General features: G+C 74.4%; 21 protein-coding genes and 1 pseudogene. 8 read left to right on the plus strand and 14 right to left on the minus strand.

The window, feature by feature from the left end:
• Positions 1 to 201 precede the first annotated feature (201 nt).
• From purH to sucC, 6 genes are all read right to left on the minus strand, one after another.
• A complete protein-coding gene (gene purH / locus ACLFMI_RS08470; RefSeq protein ID WP_410947199.1) occupies positions 202 to 1,761 on the minus strand; it encodes a bifunctional phosphoribosylaminoimidazolecarboxamide formyltransferase/IMP cyclohydrolase in 1,560 nt (519 codons plus the stop codon).
• A gap of 3 nt (positions 1,762 to 1,764) precedes the next feature.
• Entirely contained in the window at positions 1,765 to 2,397 is a 633-nt protein-coding gene (gene purN / locus ACLFMI_RS08475; protein ID WP_410947200.1) for a phosphoribosylglycinamide formyltransferase, read from the minus strand.
• Positions 2,398 to 2,568: 171 nt separating this feature from the next.
• On the minus strand, positions 2,569 to 4,128 hold the full coding sequence (locus tag ACLFMI_RS08480; RefSeq protein ID WP_410947201.1) for a cell division protein PerM: 1,560 nt from the start codon (positions 4,126 to 4,128) through the stop codon (positions 2,569 to 2,571).
• 163 nt (positions 4,129 to 4,291) lie between these two features.
• On the minus strand, positions 4,292 to 5,743 hold the full coding sequence (locus ACLFMI_RS08485; protein ID WP_410947202.1) for a DUF5336 domain-containing protein: 1,452 nt from the start codon (positions 5,741 to 5,743) through the stop codon (positions 4,292 to 4,294).
• Positions 5,744 to 5,953: 210 nt separating this feature from the next.
• Positions 5,954 to 6,841 carry a succinate--CoA ligase subunit alpha gene (gene sucD, locus ACLFMI_RS08490; RefSeq protein ID WP_410947203.1) on the minus strand — a complete coding sequence of 296 codons (888 nt, stop codon included), beginning with the start codon at positions 6,839 to 6,841 and terminating at the stop codon, positions 5,954 to 5,956.
• Positions 6,842 to 6,846: 5 nt separating this feature from the next.
• Complete coding sequence (gene sucC, locus ACLFMI_RS08495; protein WP_410947204.1) at positions 6,847 to 8,034, minus strand: ADP-forming succinate--CoA ligase subunit beta; 1,188 nt, start codon at positions 8,032 to 8,034, stop codon at positions 6,847 to 6,849.
• A gap of 774 nt (positions 8,035 to 8,808) precedes the next feature.
• Between sucC and ACLFMI_RS08500 the strand changes: the two genes are divergently transcribed.
• On the plus strand, positions 8,809 to 9,642 hold the full coding sequence (locus ACLFMI_RS08500) for a M23 family metallopeptidase (RefSeq protein WP_410947205.1): 834 nt from the start codon (positions 8,809 to 8,811) through the stop codon (positions 9,640 to 9,642).
• Between the two features lie 13 nt (positions 9,643 to 9,655).
• Here ACLFMI_RS08500 and ACLFMI_RS08505 read toward each other — a convergent pair whose 3' ends face one another.
• On the minus strand, positions 9,656 to 10,147 hold the full coding sequence (locus ACLFMI_RS08505; RefSeq protein ID WP_410947206.1) for a hypothetical protein: 492 nt from the start codon (positions 10,145 to 10,147) through the stop codon (positions 9,656 to 9,658).
• 185 nt (positions 10,148 to 10,332) lie between these two features.
• Between ACLFMI_RS08505 and ACLFMI_RS08510 the strand changes: the two genes are divergently transcribed.
• On the plus strand, positions 10,333 to 10,962 hold the full coding sequence (locus ACLFMI_RS08510; protein ID WP_410947207.1) for a DUF1707 SHOCT-like domain-containing protein: 630 nt from the start codon (positions 10,333 to 10,335) through the stop codon (positions 10,960 to 10,962).
• A 34-nt stretch (positions 10,963 to 10,996) separates the two neighbouring features.
• On the opposite strand, the gene ACLFMI_RS08515 is transcribed toward ACLFMI_RS08510, so the two are convergent.
• Complete coding sequence (locus tag ACLFMI_RS08515) at positions 10,997 to 13,474, minus strand: UvrD-helicase domain-containing protein (protein ID WP_410947208.1); 2,478 nt, start codon at positions 13,472 to 13,474, stop codon at positions 10,997 to 10,999.
• Between the two features lie 365 nt (positions 13,475 to 13,839).
• On the opposite strand from ACLFMI_RS08515, the gene ACLFMI_RS08520 reads away from it, so the two are divergent.
• Both ACLFMI_RS08520 and ACLFMI_RS08525 read left to right on the plus strand, forming a co-directional pair.
• Positions 13,840 to 14,118, plus strand: a complete 279-nt coding sequence (locus ACLFMI_RS08520) for a chorismate mutase (protein ID WP_410947329.1) — start codon at positions 13,840 to 13,842, stop codon at positions 14,116 to 14,118.
• A gap of 366 nt (positions 14,119 to 14,484) precedes the next feature.
• Entirely contained in the window at positions 14,485 to 15,897 is a 1,413-nt protein-coding gene (locus ACLFMI_RS08525) for a hypothetical protein (protein ID WP_410947209.1), read from the plus strand.
• Between the two features lie 394 nt (positions 15,898 to 16,291).
• Here the strand turns inward: ACLFMI_RS08525 and ACLFMI_RS08530 are convergent, their stop codons facing one another.
• A complete protein-coding gene (locus ACLFMI_RS08530; protein WP_410947210.1) occupies positions 16,292 to 16,999 on the minus strand; it encodes a LuxR C-terminal-related transcriptional regulator in 708 nt (235 codons plus the stop codon).
• Positions 16,996 to 18,243 carry an ATP-binding protein gene (locus ACLFMI_RS08535; RefSeq protein WP_410947330.1) on the minus strand — a complete coding sequence of 416 codons (1,248 nt, stop codon included), beginning with the start codon at positions 18,241 to 18,243 and terminating at the stop codon, positions 16,996 to 16,998. Before ACLFMI_RS08535 ends, ACLFMI_RS08530 begins: the two co-directional genes overlap by 4 nt.
• 595 nt (positions 18,244 to 18,838) lie before the next feature.
• Here ACLFMI_RS08535 and ACLFMI_RS08540 point away from each other — a divergent pair.
• Positions 18,839 to 20,116 carry a PspC domain-containing protein gene (locus ACLFMI_RS08540; RefSeq protein ID WP_410947211.1) on the plus strand — a complete coding sequence of 426 codons (1,278 nt, stop codon included), beginning with the start codon at positions 18,839 to 18,841 and terminating at the stop codon, positions 20,114 to 20,116.
• Entirely contained in the window at positions 20,109 to 20,330 is a 222-nt protein-coding gene (locus ACLFMI_RS08545) for a hypothetical protein (RefSeq protein ID WP_410947212.1), read from the plus strand. The genes ACLFMI_RS08540 and ACLFMI_RS08545 overlap by 8 nt, the downstream gene beginning before the upstream one ends.
• A 156-nt stretch (positions 20,331 to 20,486) precedes the next feature.
• Here ACLFMI_RS08545 and guaA read toward each other — a convergent pair whose 3' ends face one another.
• On the minus strand, positions 20,487 to 22,037 hold the full coding sequence (gene guaA, locus ACLFMI_RS08550; RefSeq protein WP_410947213.1) for a glutamine-hydrolyzing GMP synthase: 1,551 nt from the start codon (positions 22,035 to 22,037) through the stop codon (positions 20,487 to 20,489).
• 44 nt (positions 22,038 to 22,081) lie between these two features.
• Positions 22,082 to 22,837, minus strand: coding sequence for a TetR/AcrR family transcriptional regulator (locus tag ACLFMI_RS08555; RefSeq protein WP_410947214.1), 756 nt, complete (start codon positions 22,835 to 22,837; stop codon positions 22,082 to 22,084).
• A gap of 141 nt (positions 22,838 to 22,978) precedes the next feature.
• Here ACLFMI_RS08555 and ACLFMI_RS08560 point away from each other — a divergent pair.
• A pseudogene (locus tag ACLFMI_RS08560) lies at positions 22,979 to 23,191 on the plus strand (ATP-binding cassette domain-containing protein); the annotation flags it as partial.
• 598 nt (positions 23,192 to 23,789) lie between these two features.
• A complete protein-coding gene (locus tag ACLFMI_RS08565; RefSeq protein WP_410947215.1) occupies positions 23,790 to 24,386 on the plus strand; it encodes an ABC transporter permease in 597 nt (198 codons plus the stop codon).
• 28 nt (positions 24,387 to 24,414) lie between these two features.
• On the opposite strand, the gene ACLFMI_RS08570 is transcribed toward ACLFMI_RS08565, so the two are convergent.
• Both ACLFMI_RS08570 and ACLFMI_RS08575 read right to left on the minus strand, forming a co-directional pair.
• Positions 24,415 to 24,849 carry a hypothetical protein gene (locus ACLFMI_RS08570; RefSeq protein WP_410947216.1) on the minus strand — a complete coding sequence of 145 codons (435 nt, stop codon included), beginning with the start codon at positions 24,847 to 24,849 and terminating at the stop codon, positions 24,415 to 24,417.
• 53 nt (positions 24,850 to 24,902) lie between these two features.
• On the minus strand, positions 24,903 to 26,285 hold the full coding sequence (locus ACLFMI_RS08575; protein WP_410947217.1) for an NAD-dependent succinate-semialdehyde dehydrogenase: 1,383 nt from the start codon (positions 26,283 to 26,285) through the stop codon (positions 24,903 to 24,905).
• Between the last annotated feature and the right edge of the window lie 135 nt (positions 26,286 to 26,420).

A 26,420-nucleotide genomic window follows, 5' to 3' on the forward strand; every position in this document is an offset into this window, starting at 1 on the left:
CCATGGCACGGACCTCCGACAACGAACCCGTGCCGGCCCGTGACCTGCACAAACGGCGGACCGATGGAGGCGCCCGGCTCGACCGGCGCAGGGATGCGGGCCGCCGGAGGGCCCGGTGCGAGAGCGCCGAACACGCCCCGGACACGACACGGCCCGGACCACCTGGTGGCGGCCCGGGCCGGGACGGATCAGCGGGAGAGGTCAGTGCGCGAAGTGCCGGGTCCCGGTCAGGTACATCGGGATGCCGGCCTGGGCGCAGGCGGCGATCACCTGGTCGTCACGAACCGACCCGCCCGGCTGGACGACGGCGGCGACGCCCGCGGCGAGCAGTACCTCCAGGCCGTCCGGGAACGGGAAGAACGCGTCCGAGGCGGCCACCGTGCCGCGCGCCCGGTCACCGGCACGCTCGACGGCCAGCTTCGCCGCGTCCACCCGGTTGACCTGGCCCATCCCGACGCCGACCGCGGCACCGTCGTGCGCGAGCAGGATCGCGTTGGATTTCACCGCACGGCAGGCCCGCCAGGCGAAGGCGAGGTCGGCGAGGGTCTCCGGCGACACCGGGTCACCGGTGACGAGCTTCCAGCCGGCCGGGTCGTCGCCGTCGGCGTCGACCAGGTCGCGCCGCTGGGCGAGCAGGCCGCCGGAGATCGGCCGCAGCTCGGTGCCGCCCCGGGTGACCTCGCCCGGAATGCGCAGAACCCGGACGTTCTTCTTGCGCTGCAGCGCCTCCAGCGCACCGTCGGCGTAGGACGGGGCGACGACGACCTCGGTGAAGATCTCCGCGACCTGCTCTGCCAGCTCGACCGACACCTCGCCGTTGACCGCGATCACGCCGCCGAACGCGGACACCGGGTCGGTGGCGTGCGCCTTGCGGTGTGCCTCGGCGACGTCCGCGCCGACCGCGATCCCGCACGGGTTCGCGTGCTTGATCACCGCGACGGTCGGGGTGTCCCCGTGGTCGTGCGCGGCGCGCCAGGCGGCGTCGGCGTCGACGAAGTTGTTGTAGGACATCTCCTTGCCGTGCAGCTGCTCGGCACCGGCCAGGCCCGCGGCAAGACCGTCGGTGTAGAGCGCGGCGGCCTGGTGCGGGTTCTCTCCGTAGCGCAGCGCGCGCTCGCGGGTCCAGGTGGCGCCGAACCACTCCGGTGTCGCGGTCTCCTCCGCGGCCGGGAACTGCTCGCCCATCCAGGTGGCGACCGAGACGTCGTAGGCGGCGGTGTGCCGGAACGCGTCCGCGGCCAGCCGGCGCCGGTCGTCGACCTCGAACCCGCCCGCGCCGACCTGCTCCAGAACCCACTCGTAGCGGGCCGGCTGCACGACGACCGCCACGCTCTCGTGGTTCTTCGCCGACGCCCGCACCATCGCAGGGCCGCCGATGTCGATCTGCTCGACGGCCTCGTCCCGGCTCGCGCCGGACGCCACGGTCTCGGCGAACGGGTACAGGTTGGACACCAGCAGGTCGAACGGCGCGATGTTCAGCTGCTCCAGCTGCACGACGTGCTCCGGCTTGCGGGTGTCGGCGAGCAACCCGGCGTGCACCCGCGGGTGCAGGGTCTTGACCCGGCCGTCGAAGCACTCCGGGAATCCGGTGACCTCCTCGACCGGGGTCACCGGGACACCGGCGTCGGCGATCCGCTGCGCGGTCGATCCGGTCGAGACGATCTCCACTCCGGCCGCGTGCAGACCGGTGGCCAGGTCGAGCAGACCGGACTTGTCGTACACGCTGATCAGGGCCCGGCGGACCGGCCTGCGCTCACTCATGACTCACCTCGTCGGTTCCCGGCCGCTCCCGGCGGTGGCGGCCAGATCCCGTACCACCCCGACCAGCAGCCGTCGTTCCTCGGTCTTGATCCGCTCGTGCAGGCCGGCCTCGGTGTCCCCGCTCCGGACCGGGACCTCCGCCTGTGCGAGCACCGGGCCGGTGTCCAGACCCGCGTCCACCTCGTGCACGGTCACCCCGGTGACGTCCACCCCGACCTCGAGCGCGTCCCGCACCGCGTGCGCACCGGGGAACGCCGGCAGCAGAGCCGGGTGCGTGTTCAGCATCCGGCATCCGATCGCGTCCAGGAAGGCCGGTGCGACGAGCTTCATGAAGCCCGCCCCGACCACCAGGTGCGGCCGGTGCGCGACGACGGAGCGGGCCAGCGCCGCGTTCCAGGTGTCCCGGTCGGGGTGGTCGGCCAGCCGTTCGACGAACGTCGGGAGCCCGGCTGCGCGGGCCCGGTCCAGCCCGGCCGCGCCGGGCCGGTCGGCCCCCACGGCGACGAGCCGGAACCCGGACCACGCAGAGTCCGCCGAGCCGTCGATCAGGGCCTGCAGCAGGGTGCCGCCCCCGGAGAGGAGGACGAGAACCCGGTAGTCGGCACGGTCGCCGGCTCCCGCCTGCTCGTCGGCCACCGCATCCCCTCGACACCGCGTCGTTCGGCCGCCGGACGGCCGCTCCTACCGGTGACCAGCGTAGACGCGGTGGCTGCCGGTCGTTCGGCCGGTCCGGTCGCCGAGGTCACGTGATCACCGGCTGTGGAGCGCGACGTTCGCGTGGCGGATGCCGCGCTCCACAGCCGGTGATCACTCGTGGGGGTCGGGCTCGGCGGAGTCGTCGCGTTCGCGGTCGGGGTCGGGGTCGGGGTCGGACGACTCCTGGCGGCTGCTCGCGCCGCCCGAGGTGCGGCGCCGCTCGACCAGGTCCCCGACGGTCGGCGGCGCAGGCCGGGCCGCCCGGTCGGCGCGGGCGGCCCGCGCCCGGTCCGCGGCGGACGGCCGACGGCCGGCGTCGGCGTCCCGGCCGGGCCGGAGTCCCGCCGGGCCTCCGCCGACCGGCAGGTACCGGGCCGCCTCCGGACCGGCACAGACGCCGAGCAGGGGCAGCCCGACCAGCAGCAGGGCTGCGCCGAACACCGCACCGCCGTGCAGCGAGACCGGGTCGTAGGGGCCCCCGGCGAGCGGGCCGCCGGTCACGGTCGCGAGCAGCGCCGCCCCGGTGGCGACGACGATCGCGGCCGTCACCGGTGCGGCGAGCCGGCCGGGCAGCGGGGTGCCGGCCGGCAACGCTCGCCGGCAGGCGATCCCGGCCAGCACACCGACCGCGAGCGGGAGCAGCAGGACCAGCGGCGCCCCCGGTGGGACCGCCGTCACCGGCAGCGTCGCCACCAGCGGGAACGACGGGAGCGGTCCCGGCTCGGCGAGCAACGGCCCGGACGTCGCCGCCCCCAGCGACACGCCCGCGCCGAGCGCCCAGGACAGCGCCCCGACGAGGGCGTTCGGCAGGTACCCGAGGGTGAGCAGCAACACCCCGAAACCGGCGCCGGGCCCCGGGCCGAGGTGTCCGGCGGCGGCGGCCACCGAGGTGACGTTCAGCACCAGCCCGCCCAGCAGCACCAGGGCCGCGACGAGCACGAGCCCGGTCACGGCCACCCGGACCGCGGCGAGCGCCGCGCCGGGCCAGCCGGCCAGCACCCGTCGCCACGCGGCGGGGAGGCCGCAGGCCCGCAGCACGCCGATCCCCGCGGCGCCGCCGCCGATCACTCCGGCCCCGAGCAGGGACGCCCACGGCGCGGTCACCGCCATCTCCTTCGGCAGCAGCGCACCGGCCAGCACCGCGACGGCCGCCGCGGCCCCGGCCTGGGTGGCGACGACGGCGCCGGCGTCGTGCCGGACCCGCCCGCCGAGCCGGCGCACGGCCCAGCTCGACGCCGTCGCCACCAGGGCGACCACGATCAGGGTCGGCAGCAGCGGCAGCACGCCGAGGGGACGGCCGTCGAGGGCGATCGGGATCTGGTGCGCGGCCAGCCACATCGGGACCGCCGTGGCCAGCGCGCCGTCCGCCGTGACCGGCGCGGCACCGCTCAGCGCCACGAGCGCGGCCACCGGGACGAGCATGGTGTAGCCGAGCAGCACTGCGCCCATCGTCGCGGCGAGCAGGATGCGCAGGCGGTCGAGGCCGTCGCCGTCCCGGCGCCGCTCCCCGGGCGCCGACCGTTCCCGGACGGCGGTGGCGGCACCCGGACGGCCCGGCGACGCCGTCCCGTCCGGCCCGCTCCGGCGGGGACGCTCCGGCCGGCCGGACGCGGACCGCCGGGACCGGGTCGCGTTCCGGCCGCGTTCGGGTCGGGAAGGGCTACTGCTCACTCGATCAGGGTCGCAGCGCGGGAGGGCGGCGGGTCGCAGGCACGCCGGGGCCACACCTCACACCGGCACGGACACGCAGCCTCCGAGCACCCGGCCGGGTCCCGAGCAGCACTCGGGACAGCGGCCCGGCTCCGGACAGTCGGCGGTACGCCCGGCCGATCGGTCAGGAACGGGACGCGTCGCCGTCGGTCCGGATCGCCCGAGTCGTCTCTTCGGTGCTCGCTCCGGACTGCCGGTCCGCGCCGCCGTTGCCCGTGGAGGGCCGGGTCGGCGGGGGCGTGACGGGCTGCTCGCCGGTGGACGCCTCGGTGTCGGGAGCCGCCGCCGGGTCACCGCCCGGCGAGGGCGTACCGGCCACAGGCTGCGGCGCCCACGACGCCGCGGACCGGGACGCCGTCCCCTGTGCCTCGTTCCCCGCGCCCGGCTGCCCGCTGCCGGGCTGCGCGCCGTACGCCGACGAACCGGCCGCGGGCGGCGCGGACGCCGACGGAGCACCCCAGCCCGACGCCGACGGCCCGGCCTGGGCGGGCTGCCCCGGCCGGCTTGCCTGATCGGACTGACCGGCCGGGGCGGACTGGCCCGGCTGACCTGGCTGGGCCGACTGGCTCGGCTGGGCGTGCTGGTCCGGCTGAGCAGCCTGGCCCGCCTGCTCGGGCTGCCCCGCCTGGCCGAACTGCCCCGGCTGAGCGGCCTGACCCGCCTGGCCGTACTGGCCCGGCTGGGCGAACTGTGCCTGCTGGCCGAACTGTGCCTGCTGAGCGGACTGCCCTGCCGGATCGTGCTGACCCGGCTGCGCGGACTGGCCCGGCTGAGCGGGCTGCCCCGGCTGGCCCGACCAGCCGCCGTGCACGACGCCGGAGAGCGCACCGCCGCCCTGCGCGGCCGGCGCGCCGGGGTAACCGCCGTGCCCCCCGTAGGCCGGATCGCCGGCCTGGGGTTGACCGGACTGGGCCGGGATGGACTGAGCTGGACCGGGCTGGGCGGCAGCCGCCTCGGCGGGCTGCCCCGCGGCCGGATAGCCGCCGTGGCCGTAGGGGGCGCCGTACCCGGGCGGACCGTAGGGGGCCTGCCCGTAGGGCGGGTACCCCTGCTGTCCGGCAGCCTGACCGGGGGCGCCGTAGCCAGGCCGACCGCCGTACCCGCCGGGGTGGCCGGGCAGGCCCGGCGTCCCCCACTGCTGCTCGGGAGCGGCGGGCTGAGCCCGCTTCGGCCGCGGCGCGGGCGCCGTGACGACGCCGCTGACCAGCGCCTGGGCGTAGCCGAGCCCGCACGCGGCGAGCAGTCCGAGTGCCACGGCGACCCAGCCGACCGCACCCGGCGACGCGCCCGTCACGGTCAGGATCGAGACCAGGAAGCCGGTCCCGGCCAGCGCGGTGCCGGCCACGAGGATCCGACCGGTACCGGGCAGCAACGACAGCAGGCCGCACACCCCGCCGCCGACGAGCAGGGTCAGCGGGATCCACAGGGACGCGACGCCACCGGCGCCGACGAAGAACCCGCAGAGGTAGGCCAGCAGCGCCGCCACCGCACCGGCGAGGATCGCGGTCCGGGCCGGTCCGGCCGGGGCCGCGACCGCCCGGTCGGCCCCACCGGATTCCGGCTGGTTGCTCGTCATGTCGGACACATCTCCCGCGGGGCCGCGACCGGTCGCGGCGGTCGGCAACAGGACCTCGGTGTCGCACGCTAGCCCATGGGACGGACGCTGACCGGCACCGGCGGGTGACACCCGTCCGTGTCGCACGAGCGCCTCCCCCCAGCAGAACGCGCGGGCCCCGGGAGAGTTCCCGGGGCCCGCGCGTGTCCGTGCTCGGAGGATCGTCCGCGACTACTTCGCGGAGAGGATCTCCTTCACCAGCGTTGCGGTCTCGGACGGCGTCTTGCCGACCTTGACCCCGGCGGCCTCGAGGGCCTCCTTCTTCGCCTGCGCGGTACCGGCGGAACCGGACACGATGGCGCCGGCGTGGCCCATCGTCTTGCCCTCCGGCGCGGTGAAACCGGCGACGTAGCCGCAGACCGGCTTCGTCATGTTGGCCTTGATGAAGTCCGCGGCGCGCTCCTCGGCGTCGCCACCGATCTCACCGATCATCACGATGGCCTCGGTCTCCGGGTCCGCCTCGAACGCGGCCAGCGCGTCGATGTGGGTGGTGCCGATGACCGGGTCGCCGCCGATGCCGATGGCGGTGGAGAAGCCGAACTCGCGCAGCTCGAACATCATCTGGTAGGTCAGCGTGCCGGACTTCGACACCAGGCCGACCTTGCCCGGGCCGGCGATGTTCGCCGGGATGATGCCCGCGTTCGACTTGCCGGGCGAGATGATGCCGGGGCAGTTCGGCCCGATGATCCGGGTCCTGTTGCCCTTCGCCGAGGCGTGCGCCCAGAAGTACGCCGCGTCGTGCACCGGGATGCCCTCGGTGATGACGACGGCGAGGCCGATCTCGGCGTCCACCGCCTCGATCACGGCGTCCTTGGCGAACTTCGGCGGGACGAAGATCACCGAGACGTCCGCCCCGGTCTCCTTCATCGCCTCCTCGACCGTGCCGAACACGGTGATGTCCTGATCGGCGATGTTCACCGTCGTGCCGGCCTTACGGGCGTTCACACCGCCCACGATGTTCGTCCCGGAGGCGATCATCTTGGTGGCGTGCTTGGTGCCCTCGCCGCCGGTGATGCCCTGGACGATGACCTTGCTGTTCTCGGTGAGGAAGATAGACATTCTGTTCAGGCCCCCGCGGCGAGCTCGGCGGCCTTGGCGGCCGCGTCGTCCATGGTGCCCACCTGCGTGACCAGCGGGTGGTTCGCGTCGTCGAGGATCTTGCGCCCCTCCTCGACGTTGTTGCCGTCCAGCCGGACGACCAGCGGCTTGGTGGCGTCGCCGCCGAGGATCTTCAGCGCCTCGACGATGCCGGTGGCCACCGCGTCGCAGGCGGTGATGCCGCCGAAGACGTTGACGAAGACGCTCTTCACCTCGTCGTCGCCGAGGATGACGTCCAGCCCGTCGGCCATGACCTGAGCCGACGCGCCGCCGCCGATGTCGAGGAAGTTCGCCGGCTTCACACCGCCCTGGGCCTCACCGGCGTAGGCGACGACGTCCAGGGTCGACATGACCAGGCCGGCGCCGTTGCCGATGATGCCGACCTGACCGCCGTCGAGCTTGACGTAGTTCAGGCCCTTGGACTTGGCCTTCGCCTCGAGCGGGTTCTCGGTGCGCTCGTCGACCAGCTCGGCGTGTGCCGGGTGCCGGAAGTCGGCGTTCTCGTCCAGGGTGACCTTGCCGTCGAGGGCGATCACCTTGTCCTGCGGGTCCCGGACCAGCGGGTTGATCTCGACCAGGGTCGCGTCCTCGGCGACGAAGGTCTCCCACAGCTTCACGATGACGTTCGCGGCCTCGTCGGCGACCGCGGCCGGGAGCTTGCCCGCGGCGACGATCTCGTCGGCCTTCGCCTTGTCGACGCCGGCGATCGGGTCGATCGCGATCCGCGCCAGCGCCTCCGGGCGCTCCACGGCCAGCTCCTCGATCTCCATGCCGCCCTCGGCCGAGCACATGGCCAGGAAGGTGCGGTTCGACCGGTCCAGCAGGAACGAGAAGTAGTACTCCTCGGAGATGTCGCTGGCCTCGGTCACCAGCACCTGGTGGACGGTGTGGCCCTTGATGTCCAGCCCGAGGATCGCCTCGGCCTTCTCCTTGGCCTCGTCGGCACCCTGGGCCAGCTTCACGCCGCCGGCCTTGCCGCGCCCACCGGTCTTGACCTGGGCCTTGACCACGACCGCGGTGCCCAGCTCGGCGGCAGCCGCCTTCGCGCCGTCCGCGCTGTCCACGGTCCTGCCCGGCAGCACCGGGACTCCGTGCGCGGCGAAGAGGTCCTTCGCCTGGTACTCGTACAGGTCCACTCGGCTCTCCCGCTCCACTTCGCTCTCGCCGCGACCGGCGCGGCCACCCGGCTTGCGGGGGCGCGCCCCGCACCAGCGGGCGGCAGCCGTCGCGGGCGTCGGTCGTGCTGCGTCGGGGAGCCTAGCCACGCCCGTCGCACCGGTCCTGACCTGGGCTGGTGACTGCTGTCACCCCTCCGGTCGGCGCCCGGCCCGGATTCGGGCCGGATGCCCCGTACGAACGGGACCCGGCTCCGGTCGGTACGCACCCCGGGCAGCGACCCTGTGACGTAGCTTACCGCCCGGTCCTGACGACGTCGCCACCCGACCGGACCGCCCGCGAGTGCCACCGGGACGACCTCCCGCGCAGTGGGGACGGCCACGAACGCGCGCCGTTCCGCCGAGCGCGGCACCCCGACCTCCTGACGACGGTCGACCGGCCGCGAGCAACCGGGCGACCCCACCGGTCACCCTCGAGCGTGTCCACTCGACCGGCCGCCGACGATCGGGGACCGCCTGCACCCGACCGGCGGCCCACCGTTGCCCGGTTGCTACTCCCGGGTTAACGTCGCCGGGTCCACGTCACGGACCGATCACGGTGATCGGCGCCAGCCCCGAACGGCGCCCTCCCCCGGCGGAGCCCCCACTCCGACGATCACCGCCGAACGGCTCGCGGCGACCAGAAGACCAGAAGGGCAGGTCTTGGCGCGCCACCGCTCCCCCAGCGGCGCCATAGGACCGGAGCTCCGGCCCGCACCGACCCCCGGCGGTGCGGCCCCCGCGAGCGGCCACCGGCTCCCGGCGCTCCCGCCGATGGTTTCGCGCACCCGCGTGACCGTCGCGGCCGCCGCCGGCGGCGCCCTCGTCGCGGCCGGCCAGACGGTCGCCGGCGCCCTCGGTGTCCCCGGCCTGTCCGGCGCCGCGACCGTCGAGGACTCCTACACCCGTCTCGCCGCCTCGGCGATGCTGCCGGTGACCGACGTCCGGGCCGACACGACCGCCCCCGCGAGCACGTCCGCGATCGGCGGCGAGCAGCTCGCGTCGGCCGGTTCGTCCGGGACGTCGGAGGTGTCCGGGGCGACGGGCTCGGTGCCCGACCTCGCCGACACCGCGAAGGTCGACGTCGCCAGCCTCACCAAGGCCGCCCGGCTCGGCGAGCAGGCCGCGGAGGCGAAGTCGGCGCTCTCGACCGCGATGTCGCACGGCGCCCCGAAGGCGGTCATGTACGAGGGCGAGCCGCTCGTGATGCCCGCCAAGGGCCGGTTCACCTCCGGCTTCGGGGCCCGCTGGGGCGTGCAGCACAAGGGCATCGACCTGGCCGCCCCGATCGGCACCCCGATCTACGCCCTCACCGACGGCGTGGTCGAGAAGGCCGGACCGGCCAGCGGGTTCGGCATGTGGGTGGTGCTCAAGCACACCGACGGCACCAGCTCGGTGTACGGCCACATCAACCGTGCGCTCGTCGAGGCAGGCCAGGAGGTCAAGGCCGGCGACGAGATCGCCGAGGTCGGCAACCGCGGCCAGTCCACCGGGCCGCACCTGCACCTGGAGATCTGGGAGCAGGACGGCACGAAGACCAACCCGCTGCCGTGGCTGATCGAACGCGGGCTCGACGTCACCCACCTCACCGACGGCCAGGACGCCTGAGCCCGGGCCGGGTTCAGGCCGAGACCGGAGGCCGGGAGCCCGACGCGGGAGCGCCGAGGGTCCTGCCGCGCCGCCACACGATCTCCGCCTGGAACGCCACCATCACCGCGATCATCAACAGCACCTCGCCGAAGCCGCCGTCGTCGCTGATCCCGGCGAAGTAGGCGGCCGTGCCCATCCCGAACTTGACCGCGACCAGGCCCAGGAACAGGCCGATCGTCAGCGGGGTCCCGCGTGAGTACACCCGGCCGTCGTCGGCGCGCCAGATCCGGGTCAGCCGGCCCCGGGCGAGGCCCACGACGACGCTCAGCAGGATGCCGGTGAGCAGCAGGACCCACTCCGCGACGCCGTCGGGCCGGGAGAACCCGCCCACCGCCAGGCCGACGATCCCGTAGATGATCGCCAGCTTGTAGCGGCTGAAACCGACGATCTCGTGTTGCCGGGTCTGCCGGTAGATCGCGTACCCGCACATCGTCAGCAGCAGGATGATCTCTATCGGTGTCACGGGGCCCTCGTCTCGGTCGGCACGGCGCACGGCCGGCGGGCCACGCCGGGCAAGCGTGCCCACGGCCGGGCCGCGAGCACAGGACCCGTGGGCCGCGACGGCAACGGAATACCCAGAACTGACGAGCGCCGACGGCGACCGGGACCGGGTTCCGCCGCCGGGGTCGACCCGGCCAGACTGACCCGGTGGCGGACGACGGGGGCATCCGAGCCGGTGACGAGGAGCGTCGGGTGGTCGACGCCCGGTTGCAACGCGCGCACGGCGAGGGTCGGCTCAGCCTCGAGGAGTACGAGGAACGGTCCGCCCGCGCGTGGGCCGCGCGCACCCGCGACGATCTCGTCCCGCTCACCGCCGACCTGCCACCGGACGGTACGACGACCGCGGTCGCCGGGACCGGCGAGGTCACCGCACGGTCCCGCGCGGGCGAGGTCGCGGCCGACTGGGCCCGCACCGCCGGCTCGGCGATCGGCACCGTCCTGCTGGCAGGCGCCGCGCTCTGGGGCGGGTCGCACCTGCTCGCCGGCGACGACGGGACCGTGATCTTCGGCAGCCGCACGATCGGCGTCGCCGAGGACACCGACCGGGTGGACGTCGGGGTGCTCTTCGGCAGCGTCACGGTCGTCGTGCCCGATGACGCCCGGGTCGGCGCGACCGGATGGAAGATCTTCGGTTCCACCGAGTGCGCGTCCGCCTGCAGCGGTACGGGCGCCCGGGAGGTGACCGTCGACGTCGACGGTGCCTTCGGCAGCACCGACATCGTCACCCGTGCCGAGGCGGCGGCCGACCCACCGGACGACAGCGACGACGACGACTGATCCGGCCGGCCGCGCCGCTCGACCGGACCGCTCGCTACAGCTTCTGCATCGGCACGCCGCCGATCAGCATCAGCCGGACCGTCCCCCCGCTGCCGAAGTCGATCGTCACCGTGGCCCGCGGCCCGGTTCCGTCCGCGGCGACCACCGTGCCCAGGCCGTACTTGTCGTGGTTGACCTTGTCGCCGACGTCGAGCTGCAGCGACTGGTTGTTCAGCGACCGCTCGGGCACCTTCCAGTCCCCGCGGTCGGTGAGGCGGCCCGCGTCCCGCCCGCCCGAGCGGCCGAACCCGAACCGTCCGACCGGTGCCGACGGTCGTTCGGCGACCAGCTGCTCCTCGGTGCGCCGCCACTCGACGAGGTCCGTCGGCACCTCGTCCAGGAACCGCGACGCCGGGTTGGTGCTCGGCTGCCCGAACGCCGAGCGCACGACCGCCCGGGACAGGTAGAGCCGCTGCCGGGCCCGGGTGATGCCCACGTAGGCCAGCCGGCGCTCCTCGGCGAGCTCCTTCGGGTCCCCGAGGGCGCGCAGGTGCGGGAAGATCCCGTCCTCCCAGCCGGTCAGGAACACCACCGGGAACTCCAGGCCCTTGGCGGTGTGCAGGGTCATCATGGTGACCAGGCCGGAGTCGTCGTCCGGGATCGAGTCGGCGTCCGCGACCAGCGCGACCCGCTCCAGGAAGGCGGCCAGCGACCCGGGCTCGGGGACACCCGCCTCGAGGTCGTCGTCGCCGACGGGAGCCCCATCCGGCTCGGGCTCCTCGGCCGGTGCCGGGCCGCCGCCGATCGCGGGCCCCCCGGCATCGGGGTCGGTGCTGAGCGCGGACAGGTCGGCCACCGCGGCGTCGCCGGCGAACTCGCGGGCCACCGTGACCAGCTCGGCCAGGTTGTCCATCCGGGTCCCGTCCTGCGGGTCCTCGGAGGCCTGCAGCTCCTCCAGGTAGCCGGTGCGGGCGTAGACAGCCTCCAGGATCTCGGCGGTGTCGTCCCCGCGCTCGACCAGTTCGCCCAGCTCGTCGAGCATCCGGACGAATCCGGCGATGTTGCGCTGCGAGCGGGTGGCCAGCGCGGGCAGCCGTCCCGGATCCTCGGCGGCGGTCCGCAGCGCCTGGGAGAACGACGTCCGCTCCCGCTCGGCGTGCTCGGCGACGACCGCCTCCGCCCGGTCCCCGATGCCGCGCTTGGGCACGTTGAGGATCCGGCGCAGGCTGACCGTGTCCTCCGGGTTGGACAGCACCCGCAGGTACGCCAGTGCGTCCCGGATCTCCCGGCGCTCGTAGAACCGGACCCCGCCGACCACCCGGTAGGGCATGCCGACGCGCAGGAACACGTCCTCGAACACCCGGGACTGGTTGTTTGTCCGGTAGAACACCGCGATGTCGGAGTTGCGGTACTCGCCGGAGTCCACCAGCCGGTCGATCTCGCGGGCGACGAACGACGCCTCGTCGTGCTCGTTGTCGGCGACGTAGCCGACGAGCTGCTCGCCGTCCCCCGCGTCGGACCACAGTCGCTTGTCCCGGCGCTCCGGGTTCCGGGCGATCACCCGGTTCGCGGCGGACAGGATCGTCTGGCTGGAGCGGTAGTTCTGCTCGAGCAGGATGGTGCGCGCGTCCGGGAAGTCCTGCTCGAACTCCACGATGTTGCGGATGCTCGCGCCGCGGAACGCGTAGATCGACTGGTCGGAGTCGCCGACCACGCACAGCTCGGCCGGAGCGGCCTTCGCCGTCGCCGGCAGCACCAGCTGGCGGACCAGCTCGTACTGGGCGTGGTTGGTGTCCTGGTACTCGTCGACCAGCACGTGCCGGAACCGCCGCCGGTAGTACTCCGCGACGGCCGGCATCCGGTCCAGCAGCGAGACCGTCTCCATGATCAGGTCGTCGAAGTCGAACGCGTTCGCCTGACGCAGCCGCTCCTGGTAGACGCGGTAGACCTCGGCCACCCGGCGCTCGTGCTCGGTCGCGGCGCGGTCGGACGCGTCCTCCGGCGAGTGCAGCTCGTTCTTCAGGTTCGAGATCTGCGCGGCCAGCGCCCGCGGGGCGAACTTCTTCGGGTCCAGCTCCAGGTCCCGCCCGACGATCGCGACCAGCCGGCGGGTGTCGTCGGCGTCGTACACCGAGAACGCGCTGCGGACGCCCAGGTGCTTGGCCTCCCGGCGCAGGATCCGCACGCACATGGAGTGAAACGTGGACACCCACATCGGGCCGGACCGCCGGCCGACCAGCCCGTCCACCCGCTCCTTCATCTCGGCCGCGGCCTTGTTCGTGAAGGTGATCGACATGATCTCGCCGGGATGCGCCCCGCGCTCGGCCAGCAGCCAGCCGATCCGGTGGGTCAGCACGCGCGTCTTGCCCGACCCGGCGCCGGCGACGATGAGCAGCGGGGAACCCGCATGGGTGACGGCCTCCCGCTGACGGTCGTTGAGGCCCTCCAGCAGCTCGCGGCCGCGGGAGGTCCGGGGCTCGGGCACAGTGCCCACTCCTGGCCCGGCGTCGGGGAGTTCGAACAGCGCACTCATCGTGTCGAACACGGTACCGCCGGGCACCGACGGTCCCGTCCGGGCGGGGGAAGTGCCCGACGCGGTGGCCCGGTCTGTGCCAGACTGGCCGGGTGCACCACGCCAGGCGATTTCGTAACGGGTCCCGGATTCCGGCACCCGCTGCGAACGCCGCGCCCACCCGCTGAGCGCAGCCCCGACCAGCACGCCCCGGAGTCCGCGGACCCGGGGCGTTTCGCATGTCCTCGGTCCACGGGCCCGGCCCTGCCGGCTCCACCGCATCACCACACGACCGAGATGAGGAGACCGTGACCGTGACCGAACCGAGCGTGACCGGACCGACCAGCACCCCCGCGGGCAGCGTCCCGACCGGCGCCGACGCCGGCATCGAGGCCGCGAGCGCAGGCGGAACGAGCACCGGTAACGAGATCGACCGGCTCCGCACCGAGATCGACCGGCTGGACCACGAGATCCTGGACGCGATCCTGCGGCGCACCGAGGTGTCCCGGCAGATCGGCGCCGCGCGGATGGCCGCCGGCGGACCGCGGATCGTGTACAGCCGGGAGATGGCGGTGCTGGACCGGTTCGCCGAGCTCGGCCCGGAGGGCCGGGAGCTCGCGATGATGCTGTTGCGACTGGGCCGCGGCCGACTCGGCAGCAGCTGACCGGAGCCCCGGGGCACGCCCCGGTGTCGCACAGGTCACCCCGGGTGACGACCGCTCGGCGATTCACACACCGTTCCCGGCTGTGACCGGACACCGGCGAACCACCTGCGGAAACGGCGTCGACCCGGTGACGGAGCGGTTGCCTGCCGTATCAACGAGGCAGCCGAGCGGTCGGGTACGCCCGTCGAACGGAAAACACCCGTTCGAGTGACCTGCGACGAGCGGAGGGTGACCCCTTGGGGATCTGCGCGAGTTCCGGTACATCTTCCCGGGTCGAAACGACCAGAAGGAGGACGTGCGGCCGTGACCGAACCACCCGCCGGTTCCCCGCTCCCCGGCACCACGGGAACCGGACGTCCTGACGCCGTGAGCGTCGCCGAGCTGCTCGCCCGGAACACCGCCGCCGCGGAGGACCGCGGCGCGGCCCGGCACGGGAGCGCCGGGCCGATCACCGGGCCGGTCCTGTCCGTCGGTGACCTGATGCGCCGCGAGGGCCGCGCGGACGCCGAGCTCCCGCCCACTGACGTCGCTGCCGCAGGCGCGGCCGGGGGCTGGCCGGACATCGAGCTCCCGCAGCCGCGCACCGGGGCCGGTGCCGCCGACGCCCAGCAGTGGCCGGTACGGCCGGCGACCGGCCGCCGCCGGGCCGGCGCCGTCGCCGGTGTCCTGGTCGCGGCCGGTTCGGTGTTCGGTGCCGCCATCTACAACGGGGCGTCCTCCCAGGACTCCGACGCCCAGGCCGCCGCCGACGGGCTGTTCCCGGGGGTCGGGCTGCCCGCGGCCGGTGCTCCGGAGCCGCTGCCCGACCAGTACCTGCCGACCAACGTCGCCCTCAGCTCGCAGCTCGGCGAGCTGCCGCCGACGGCGCCCGGCGCGAGCAACTGGATGAGCGTCGCGTTCCCGCAGCAGCAGTCCGCCGAGGCGCCGAGCTCGGCGGCCGGCACCCTGCGCGCCGTGTCCGGCGGCACCGCCTCCGGTGCCGCGGCGGCCGTCCCCGCCCAGCGGGTCACGTCGCCCTCCGCCGGGGACGACGCGGCCTCCCCGGCGGCCTCCGGGCCGACCGGCACCGGATCGGCGGTCGGTGGGCTGGCCCCGGTGCAGGCCCTGAACAACCCGGAGCGCTCTCCCGCGGGCAACATCCTGGACCCGGTCACCGCGGCCGGCCCGTCGTCCGGCGGGACCAGCACCGGGCCGGTGCAGGACGTCACCGAGACCGCGCGTCCGGTCGGTGGTGTCGTGGGCGGCGCCGTCAGCCCGGTCGCCCGGGCGACCGCCCCCGTCGGCGACACCGTCGGTGGCGCGGTGACCCCCGTCACCGACGGTGTCCGTCCGCTCACCAGTGCGCTGCAGCCGGTCACCGAGCCGGTCACGGACACCCTGGAACCGGTGACGACACCGGCGCTCGGCGCCCTGTCGCCGGTCACCGAGCCGGTGCTGAAGGGCACCGAACCGCTGACCGGCCCGGTGCTGAAGGCCGCCGAGCCGGTGACCTCGCTGCTGGACACCTCTGCGAAGCGCTCGGGCTCCTCGAACGACTCGGGCTCCTCGGACGGGTCGGACTCGTCGGACGGCTCCGGCTCGTCGAGTTCCTCGGACCGGTCGGACCGGTCCGGTTCGTCGGACTCGTCGGGTTCCTCGGGCTCCTCGTCCGACGAGACGCAGCCGCTGCAGGCCGTCACGAAGCCGGTCGGCAAGACGCTGAACTCGGTCACCGAGCCGGTCGGCGGTGCCCTGGGTGGCGTCACGGATGCCACCGGTTCCCTGCTCGGCGGCAACTGACCCGGCGACGACGACGGCCCCGCACCCGATCCCGGGTACGGGGGCGGCGCTCGCTCCGGTCGCTGCGCGACCTTCAGAGCGACCGGCAAGTGGACGGGCCGACGAGGTCGATGACCGGTCTGCACACCGCATACGACCCCCGTCGTCGACGCTTTCCATGGTCAACGGGACAACACGACCCCCTGAGCCCAGGCTCCCTTCGACAGCACCGGTGCTCCGTTGACCATGATGCGGGGAACCCGATGTCCCCGGATTGATCCACGCCTGTGGAGTGCGGGCGACCTGTGAGGTCGCATTCGCTCCCCATGTGGCGATCACCGGCACCGCGCCAGGGGCGGGTGTCGCATCCGCTGTCCAGCTCGCGGGGTCTCTCATGTGCTGGTCGCCGCGCGACCTACACGAGCCTCCGGTCGGTGGCCCAGCGGGACAGCTCGTGCCGGTTCGACGTCTGCGTCTTGCGCAGGACGCTCGACACGTGTGTCTCCACCGTCTTCACCGAGATGAACAGCTCCCCGGCGATCTCCTTGTAGGCGTAGCCGCGGGCCAGCAACCGCAGCACATCCCGCTCCCGCCTGGTCAGCTGGTCGACCTCCGGATCCACCGGCGGCGCCGCACCCGGCCGGTCGGAGAACGCGTCCAGCACGAAGCCGGCCAGCCGCGGGGAGAACACCGCGTCGCCGACCCGGACCCGGCGCACCGCGTCGGTCAGGTCCCGGCCGGAGATCGTCTTCGTGACGTAGCCGCGGGCACCGGACCGGATCACGCTGATCACGTCCTCGGCGGCGTCGGAGACCGACAACGCCAGGAACACCGACTCCGTGCCGGCCGCCCGGGTCAGCCGCAGCACCTCGGCCCCACCGCCGCCGGGTAGATGCACGTCGAGCAGGACGACGTCCGGACGCAGGTGCCCGACCCCGGCCACCGCCTCGTCCACCGACCCGGCCTCACCGATCACCTCGATCACCGGCTCCCGGCCGTCCCCGCGGTCCAGCTCGGCCCGTACCCCGGATCGGAACAGTGCGTGGTCGTCCACCAGGTACACCCGCACCGTCCCGGTGTCCGTGCCGGAGTCGCTCCCGGTGTCCGTCCCGCCGTCGGTCATGGCGTCCCCTCCCCAGCCAGCGGCATCGACAGCCGCACCTCCGTGCCCTCGCCGGGCCCGGTCCGCAACCGGACGCTACCGCCGTGCCGGCGCATCCGTTCGTGGACCGAGTCGGCGAGGCCGTGCCGGTCGTCACCGACCGCATCCGGGTCGAACCCGCGCCCACGATCCCGCACGAACACCTCCGCGATGCCCGGGCCGTCCGCGTCGCCGGTTTCCACCTCGGCGTAGACGTCCACCTCGGCCACCCCGGCGTGCTTGGCCGCGTTCACCATCGCCTCCCGCGCGGCCAGCACCAGGGCCCGCAGGTCGGAATCCAGCCCGGCGTCGCCGACCAGGACCGGGCCGACGGCGACCGCGTAGGTGTCCTCCACCTCGGCTGCGGCGCGGGTCAGCGCCGCCGACAGCGTCGTGTCGGTGCCGTCACCGGTGCCGGTCCCGTCCTCGCCGGTGGCCCGGCCACCCGGCCCGTAGAGCCAGGACCGCAGCTCGCGCTCCTGACCGCGGGCCAGCCGTGCCACCTCGCGGGTGTCGCCGGCCTGTCGCTGGATCAGCGCGAGGGTCTGCAGCACCGAGTCGTGCAGGTGTGCGGCGATCTCCATCCGCTCCGCCTCGACCGCCCGGGCGCGCCGCTCCTCGCCGAGGTCGCGGGCCAGCCGCACCCACCAGGGCACGGTCAGCACGGCCACCCCGAGCAACGTCGCGAGCGCCGCCAGCAGGCCGAACCGGACCTGCCCGAGATCCAGGTTGCCGAGCAGGAAGGCCCCTACCCCGACCGCGACCAGCCCGGTGCCCAGCACGGTCCGGACCAGCGCCGTCCGCCCGCCGACGACCCGGGTCCGGGCGTCGTGGGCCCACCGGCGGCGCTGCGCCTCGTCCGCCTCCCGCCAGACGACGGCGGCGCCGATCGTGGCCAGCCCCAGCGGCCCGGCGATCCAGCCGAGCACGGTCGAGTCCGACGTCGTCGCGACCAGGGAGAGCCCGACACCGATCGTGAGCAGGCCCGCGGCCTGCAGCCGCTCGGAGCGGCTCAGGGTCCGCTCGACCCCGGTGCTCTCCTGCCGCACGAAGATCCACAGCAACGCGTAGGCGAGCACTCCGGCCCAGGCGAGGAACGTGAGGACGACGAACGCCGCGCGCACCCACCGCACGTCGACGCCGAGGTGGTCGGCCAGGCCGCCCGCGACGCCGCCGAGCAGCCGTCCGGTCCGGCGCCGGACGAGCGGCCCGCCGGACGACGGCACCGGCCCGGTCGCCCCGGCGCCGGTCGCGCTGCCGCCGGCCGCCGGGCTGGAGGCGGCCGGCTCGGGAGGCCCCGCGGCCTCGGCCCGTTCACCGCCGGCCCGGTCCTCGCCACTCCGGTCGCCGTCGCCCCGGTCGCCGTCGCCCCGGTCGCCGTCGCCCGTCGGGACGCCGTCGCTGTCGGCGCGATCCGGGGTGTCCGTAACGGGGCCGGCGGGGCCCGGGGCGTCGGCCGTCGGGACGGTGTCGCCGCGGGGATCGCCCGGCCGGTCCGGGCCGGACCGCTCCGGGTCGCGCCGGGGGGCCGTGGCCCGGAGGCTGCCGTTCCGGTCCGCACCGGGACGGCCGGCATCGGTCACCGGCCCGGTCGGGGCGGTCGACGACGGCTCCGCCGCCCGCGGGCCCCGGGCAGGAGCGCGCCCGGCCCGGGTCCACCAGCGCGCGCTCGCGGCGGGACCGCGACCGGTCGGAGGGTTCGGCGTGCTCACCGCACCATCGTCACACGCGCGGGCCCGATCCCCCTCCGGACGCGAACCGGGGTCGTCTCGGGGTTGTCCCCGAGTCCGGCCGGCAGCCGGGACCGCCAGGGTGGTCACCATGGACGAGACACGGTCGCCGGCCCGGGACACCCTGCGGGACATCTGGACCTCCCGGCCGGTCCGGCCGCGAGACGACCGGAAGCTGGCCGGCGTCGCCGCCGCGGTCGCCCGGCGCTACGAGGTCGACCCGACCCTGATACGGATCGGGTTCGTGGTGTCCGCGCTGGTCGGACCGGGTCTGCCGCTGTACTTGGCGAGCTGCGCGGTCCTCCCGGACGCCGGGCCGCCGGGTGCGGGTCCCGCCCCGTCCCGGCCCGGGTCGGCGCTGTCGGTCGTGCTGCTGGCGCTCGCCGCGGTGCTGACGATACCGCTGGTGTTCCAGCCCGACCGGCTGATCGCCACCGTCGCGACCGCCGCGCTCCTGCTGGCCCTGCACCTCACCCGGGGCGCCAGGCCGGGCGGCCGGGCCGCGGCCATCGCCGCGACCCCGGTGCCGGCCTGGTCGGGTGGGCCCGCCGGACCGGTCGGCGTGCCCGCAGGCGGGGAGACGGCGGCCGCCCCCGGGGCCGGCGCCGCCGCACCGGCCGTCCCGGTGCCGCTCGAGCCGGTGCGCACACCGCCGGACTGGGATCCGCTCGGGGCCGCTCCGTTCGCCTGGGACCTGCCCGAGCCCGGCCCCGAACCGGCGCCACCACCCGCCCGACGCTCCGCGCTCACCCCGGTGACCCTGGCCGTCGCGCTCATCGTCGCCGGGATGGTCGGCGTGCTCGCGCTGGCCGCACCCGGTGCGGTGCCGGCGTCCGCGGTGCCGGGAGCCGCACTGGCGGTCGTGGGCATCGGCCTGGTGCTCGGCGCGTTCCGCCGGGCCGGCCGCTGGCTGATCCCGGCCGCCGTGCTGCTGGCGGTGGTCACCGCGCTGACCGGGCTGCTCAACGGGGCCCTCGGGCCCGACGGCTGGGCGGTGCGCGGCGGGATCGGCCCGATCGCCGACACCCCGGCCTCGGTCCAGGCGCTGGCGCCGGAGTACCGGCGCGGCACGGGCACGATCGACCTGGACCTGACCCGGCTCGACCTGGCCGCCGACCCCGCCGCGGGACCGGTGCGGACCCGGGCCGAGGTCGGAGCGGGCGGCGTGACCGTCGTCGTCCCGCAGGACGCCGACCTCAGGATGCAGGGCTCGGTCGGGTACGGGGACGTCACGCTCGACGGCCGGTCCGAGAGCGGGCAGGACGCCCGGATCGAGGTCACCGACCCCGGGCCGGACGGGCCCGGCGGCCGGGTGCTGGAGCTCGACCTGCGGGCCCGGACCGGTTTCGTGGAGGTGCGCCGTGGCTGAGCGGGACTCGACGAGCACGGGACGCCGGAGGTCGGACCTGATCGCCCTGGTGGCGGGGGTGCTGTCGCTGCTCGTGGCGGGGACCGGGATCGCCGGGGTGTCGCCCGCGGACGTGGTGGACCTGCGCTGGGTACTGGCCGCGGTGGCCGTCCTGGCCGGAATCCTGCTCCTGGTCGCCGGGCTGCGTAACTCCCGGACCGGTTCGGACGACTAACGAGTCACGACGGCCGACGGCGGGCTGGGGAGCACCGCCGCCGGCCTCGCCGCCCGCGAGGTCGCGGTCCTGACGGGGGTCGGGCCGCAGACCCGGGCGGGCCCCGGGGCGGGGCCGGCACACGCCGGCCCCGCCCCGTTCATCGTTACGGGCCGGTCACTCCCACTCGATGGTGCCCGGCGGCTTCGACGTCACGTCGAGCACGACCCGGTTCACCTCGGACACCTCGTTGGTGATCCGGGTGGAGATCCGCTCCAGCACGTCGTACGGGATCCGGGTCCAGTCGGCTGTCATCGCGTCCTCGCTGGACACCGGCCGGAGCACGATCGGGTGACCGTAGGTGCGGCCGTCGCCCTGCACACCGACCGAGCGCACCTCGGCCAGCAGCACCACGGGGCACTGCCAGATCTCGCCGTCCAGGCCGGCCGCGCTGAGCTCGTCGCGGGCGATCGCATCCGCGGCGCGCAGCGTCTCCAGCCGGTCGCGGGTGACCTCGCCGATGATCCGGATGCCCAGCCCCGGCCCGGGGAACGGCTGCCGGCCGACGATCACCTCGGGCAGCCCCAGCTCGGCACCGACCGTGCGGACCTCGTCCTTGAACAGCGCCCGCAGCGGCTCGACCAGGGCGAACTCGATGTCGTCGGGCAGGCCGCCGACGTTGTGGTGGCTCTTGATCGTCGCGGTGCCCGACCCCCCGCCGGACTCGACGACGTCCGGGTAGAGCGTGCCCTGCACCAGGAACCCGACCCGCTCCTCGGCGAGCACCTCGGCGGTGGCCGCCTCGAAGACCCGGATGAACTCCCGGCCGATGACCTTGCGCTTCTCCTCGGGGTCGACCACTCCGGCCAGCGCGGAGAGGAACCGGTCGGCGGCGTCGACGGTGTGCAGCTTCGCGCCGGTCGCCGCGACGAAGTCCTTCTCGACCTGCTCGCGCTCCCCGGCCCGCAGCAGGCCGTGGTCGACGAACACGCAGGTCAGCCGGTCCCCGATGGCCCGCTGGACGAGCGCGGCCGCGACCGCGGAGTCGACGCCGCCGGACAGCGCGCAGATCGCCCGGCCGTCCCCGATCCGGTCCCGGACAGCCTCCACCGTCTCGTCGATGATCGACGCGGTGGTCCAGCTCGGCGTGACGCCCGCGATGTCGTGCAGGAACCGGCGCAGCACCTCCTGGCCGTGCGGCGAGTGGCCCACCTCGGGGTGGTACTGCACGCCGGCCAGGCGCCGCCCGGTGTCCTCGAACGCGGCCACCGCGACCCGGTCCGACGACGCCGTCACGGTGAAGCCCGCCGGCGCCGCGGTCACCGAGTCACCGTGGCTCATCCACACCGGGTGCCGTTCGGGCAGCCCGCCGTGCAGCGACCCCGGCGTGCCGGACAGGCACAGCTCGGTGCGGCCGTACTCGCGGGTGCCGTCCGGCGCGACCTCGCCGCCGAGCGCCCGGGCCATCGCCTGGAAGCCGTAGCAGAGCCCGAGCACCGGGATGCCGGCCCCGAACAGCGCGGCGTCCAGCTCGGGCGCGTCCTCGGCGTACACACTGGACGGACCGCCGGAGAGGATCACCGCCGCCGGCTCGCGCGCGACGATCTCGGACACGGGCGTGGACGCGGGGACGATCTCGGAGTACACGTCCGCCTCGCGCACGCGACGCGCGATCAGTTGCGCGTACTGGGCTCCGTAGTCCACGACGAGGACGGTCGGGGTCTGCACGTCTCCAGGGTAACGACGCGACGCCGGTCACCGGACGCGGTCCGTCACGCCTCCCGGTCGCCCGCGAGCCGCTCGATCCCGTCCAGGATCAGCGCGAGCCCGAACTCCCAGTCGCCGGACGGGTTGTCGTCGTCGAACCCGCCCGCGTACCAGAGCCGGGTCATGGTGGGGAACCGCTCCTCGGTGAAGTGGCTGCCCCAGAACCCGGCCCGGGCGGAGTAGTAGTCGTCCTGGGTGACCCCGGTCCGGGCGGCCACGCTGGTGTCGGTGATCTCCGAGCGGGCCGCGCCGAACACGTGCGACTCGATCAGCCCGGCCGAGCGGACCACGGTCACCGGCTCCAGCCCGGTCTCCGCGACGGCGCGGTACAGATCCTCCTGAACGTCGAGCACGTGCGGCCCGAGCGGCATCCGCCACAGGTTCGAGCTGATCAGCCACGGGTGCTCGCGGTACATCCGCCAGGCCTCGCGCGCGTGGAACTCCGCCTGCTCCCGCCAGGGCGGGCCCGTGCCGGGCAGCCGCCGATCGCCCCAGGCCCGGTCGACCATGAGCTCGAACAGCTCGTCCCGGCCGGGGACGTAGGTGTAGAGGCTCATCGCGCCGACGCCGAGCTCCTGGGCGACCTTGCGCATGGACAGCTCGTCGACCGACCGGGCGGCGACCGCCATCCCGGCGTCGACGACCCGGTCGAGGGTCAGTCGCTGACGTGGCCCGCGCCGCGCGGGCGGCGGCGGGTCCCAGAGTAGCTCGATCATCGCCTGACCCTCGGGGGTCCCCCAGGTCTGGTGCTCCTCGGTCACGAAATCTCCTCGCCCTTTCTCTCCGTACGGCGTACCGTAACGCTTCGCTACTCGGTACGGCGTACGGCAAGAGGGGCACCGTTGATCCACACCGAATCACTGACCCGGCACTTCCGGGTCGGCCAGGAGACCGTCGAGGCGGTGCGGGGCGTCGACCTCGACGTCGGCGCCGGCGAGCTGGTCGCCTTCCTCGGCCCGGACGGCGCCGGGAAGTCGACGACACTGCGGATGCTCACCAGCCTGCTGCCGCCGACGTCCGGGCGCGCCGAGGTCACCGGCCTGGACATCGCCCGGCACCCGGCCGAGGTGCGCCGGCGGATCGGCTACATCGGGCAGAAGGACGGTGCGGGCCACAACTACCGGCTCCGCGACGAGGCCGACGCGATGGCGGAGCGCGTGGTGATCATCGACCACGGGCGGGTGATCGCCGACGACACCGCGGAGATGCTCAAGCACGACCAGGCGGGCGACCGGCTGACCGTGACCGTCCGGGCCGCGGACATCCCGGCGGCGCGCACGGTGCTCGCCGGGGTCACCGCTCCGGCGCTCGCCCCCGCCGGGTCCCCGGCGGCCCGCGACGGCGCCGAGCCGGACCCCGCCGGGACGCCGCCGGACACCGGGCACGGCGCGGCCGGCGCCGTCGACGAACGGATCGTCCCGGACGGCCGGGCGCTCACCATCGGCGTCGAGGCCGCCCCGCACGCCCTGCCCCGGATCCTCGGCCGGCTGCCTGAACCTGACCGGTCGCAGCCTCCGCGAGGGAGACGCCTGCTGACCACCACCGTCCTGCCGCAGGGCACTCGCGTCCTCACCGACATCCGCAACGTGTGGTGGCGGGAGACGCTCACGATCGTCCGCGACCCGTTCTCGCTGATCTTCAGCCTGCTCCAGCCACTGGTGTTCCTGGGCCTGTTCGGGCCGCTGCTGTCCGGGCTCTCCTGGGGAGGCCGGCGTGTTCGGCGGGTCGTCGCTGCAGTGGTTCCTGTCCGGCGTCGTCGTCATGATCACGATGTTCGGGACGTCGATGACCGGCGCGAACCTGCAGTTCGAGATCATGACCGGGGCGTTCGAGCGGATGCTCGCGACGCCGCTGTCCCGCTCGTCGCTGATGATCGGGCGGGCGCTCAAGGAGCTGCAGGCCGCGATCGTCACGCTGGTCGCGGTGCCGTTCGGGTTCGCGCTGTACCCACTGCACGTGCTCGCCGGGCTGGTCCTGCTCGGGATCTTCGGGGTGGGGGTCGGCGCGCTGTCCTACGAGCTCGCGATCGCGGCCCGGAAGACCGAGTGGATCTTCTGGGTGGTGCAGCAGTCGCTGCTGTTCCCGCTGCTGATCCTCTCCGGGATGATGCTGCCGCTGGAAACCGGTCCGGAGTGGATGCGGATCGTATCGCTGGTGAACCCGCTGACCTACATCGTGGACGCCGAGCGGGCGCTGTTCGCCGGGACGCTCGGCGATCCGGCGGTGCTGTGGGGCATCGTCGCGGCCCTGGTGACGGCGGCGGTCGGGCTGACCGTCGGGGTACGTTCGATCCGCGGCGCCACGATCTGAGCACCGGCTTGTGATCACCGGCCCGACCTCAGCCCTCGTGCCGGCCGCGGGAGCGGTGTGGCGGGGGCTGCACCGCGCCGAGCAGTGCCCGCAGGTCCGCGATGGTCTCGGCGCGCCGTCCCGGGTCCACGGCGACCACCGGGGCGATCTCCCGCAACCGGCCCAGCACCCTCGGGTCGGCCAGGTCGTACCCGCCGTCCGCGCAGCCGGTGACGACGACGTCCGGGCGGGCCGCCGCGACCGCCGCAGGGTCCGGGGCATGATCGTCACCCACCGGCTCGACGCCGTCCAGCGTGCCGGCGACGCCGACCACCCGGGCGCCCAGCTCGAGCAGCAGCGCCCCGACGGCCGCGTCGGTGGCGACCACCTGCCGCACCGGCCCGCGCAGCGGTACCGGGGTGCCGGTCGCGTCCACGAACGCGCGGCCCCCACCCATCGCGCCGCCGGCCGTCGGTCGACTCATGCGGCCGCCCCTCTCGTCACGTCGGCGTCGGCAGCCGGATCGCTCCGGCCGGGCTAGCCCTTGGCTGCGGCGGTCCGGCGCAGCCGGGTGTTGACGAACTCGCCCATCCCCCACCGGCCGAGCTCACGGCCGAAACCGGACCGCTTCACGCCGCCGAAGGGCAGGCCGGGAAGCGTGGTGCCGTGCTCGTTGACGTAGGCCATGCCCACCTCGAGCCGGTCGGCGATCTCCTGGGCGCGGTCGAGGTCGCTGCCCCACACCGATCCGCTCAGACCGAAGCTGACGTCATTGGCGAGCGTGACGGCGTCGTCGACCGAGTCGACGCCGTAGACCACGGCGACCGGGCCGAAGATCTCCTCGGAGTAGGCGTCCATGTCCTTGGTGACGCCGGTCAGCACGGCCGGGCGCATGAAGGCGCTGTCACCGTCGATCGCGTCGCCCCCGGTGTGCAGGGTGGCGCCCTGCTCGACGGCCCGCTCGACCTGCCGGACCACCCCGTCGCGTGCTCCGACCGACGACAGCGGGCCGAGCTGGGTGTCCGGATCCGTGGGGTCGCCCACCCGGGCGGACTCGAACGTCCGGACGAGGACCGAGACGTAGTCGTCGACCTCGCCGTTCGGCACGATCATCCGCTTCGGGGAGTTACAGGCCTGGCCGGCGTTCATCAAGCGGGCCCGGGCGGCGACCGTGGCGGTCCGCTCGATGTCACCGTCGTCGAGAACGATCATGGCGTCGGAGCCCCCGAGCTCCAGGACGGCCTTCTTCAGGTTCCGCCCGGCGGTCTCGGCCACCGAGGAGCCGGCGCGCTCGCTGCCGGTCAACGAGATCCCCTGCACGCGCGGATCGGCGATCATGTCGGCGATCTGCTCGTTGGTCGCGAACACGTTGATGTAGGCGTCGTCCGGCACACCGGCGGCATGCAGGATCTCGGCCATCACCTCCGACGACGCCGCACAGATCGGTGCGTGCTTCAGGATGATCGTGTTGCCCACCATGAGGTTGGGGGCGACGAACCGGGCCACCTGGTAGTAGGGGAAGTTCCACGGCATCACCCCGATCAGCGAGCCGATGGCCTCGGTCTCGACCAGGGACTCCTGCGCCCCCTGCGGATCGAGCACTTCCTGCTTCAGCAGATCCGGTCCGTGCTCGGCGTACCAGCGGTAGATCGCGCCGGCGAGCTTGACCTCGCCCGCGGCCTCCTTCATCGGCTTGCCCATCTCGGTCGCGATCAGGGTGGCCAGCTCGTCCCGGCGGGACTCGTAGGCGTCGGCGACCCGGGTGAGGATCTGGGCACGTTCCTCCACCGGCGTCTCGCGCCAGCCGGCGTAGGCGTCGTGCGAGCGGCTCAGAACCTGGGTGACCCCGGCGTCGTCGAGCTCGGGGAACTCCTTCTCGGTCCGGCCGGTCGCCGGGTTCGACGTCACGTAGGCAGACATGGACACGTTCCTCTCCTGTCGCGGACACAGGTCTCCGCCGCTGCTTCCGGGGGACTTCGACCGGGGCGCCGGCGACCGTGCCCGCACCCCGGAACGCGTCGCACACGCCGGCGACGCTCCTGACGAACGGGTTGC

It is taken from the genome of Pseudonocardia nantongensis (assembly GCF_046546495.1).
GTDB lineage: Bacteria > Actinomycetota > Actinomycetes > Mycobacteriales > Pseudonocardiaceae > Pseudonocardia > Pseudonocardia nantongensis.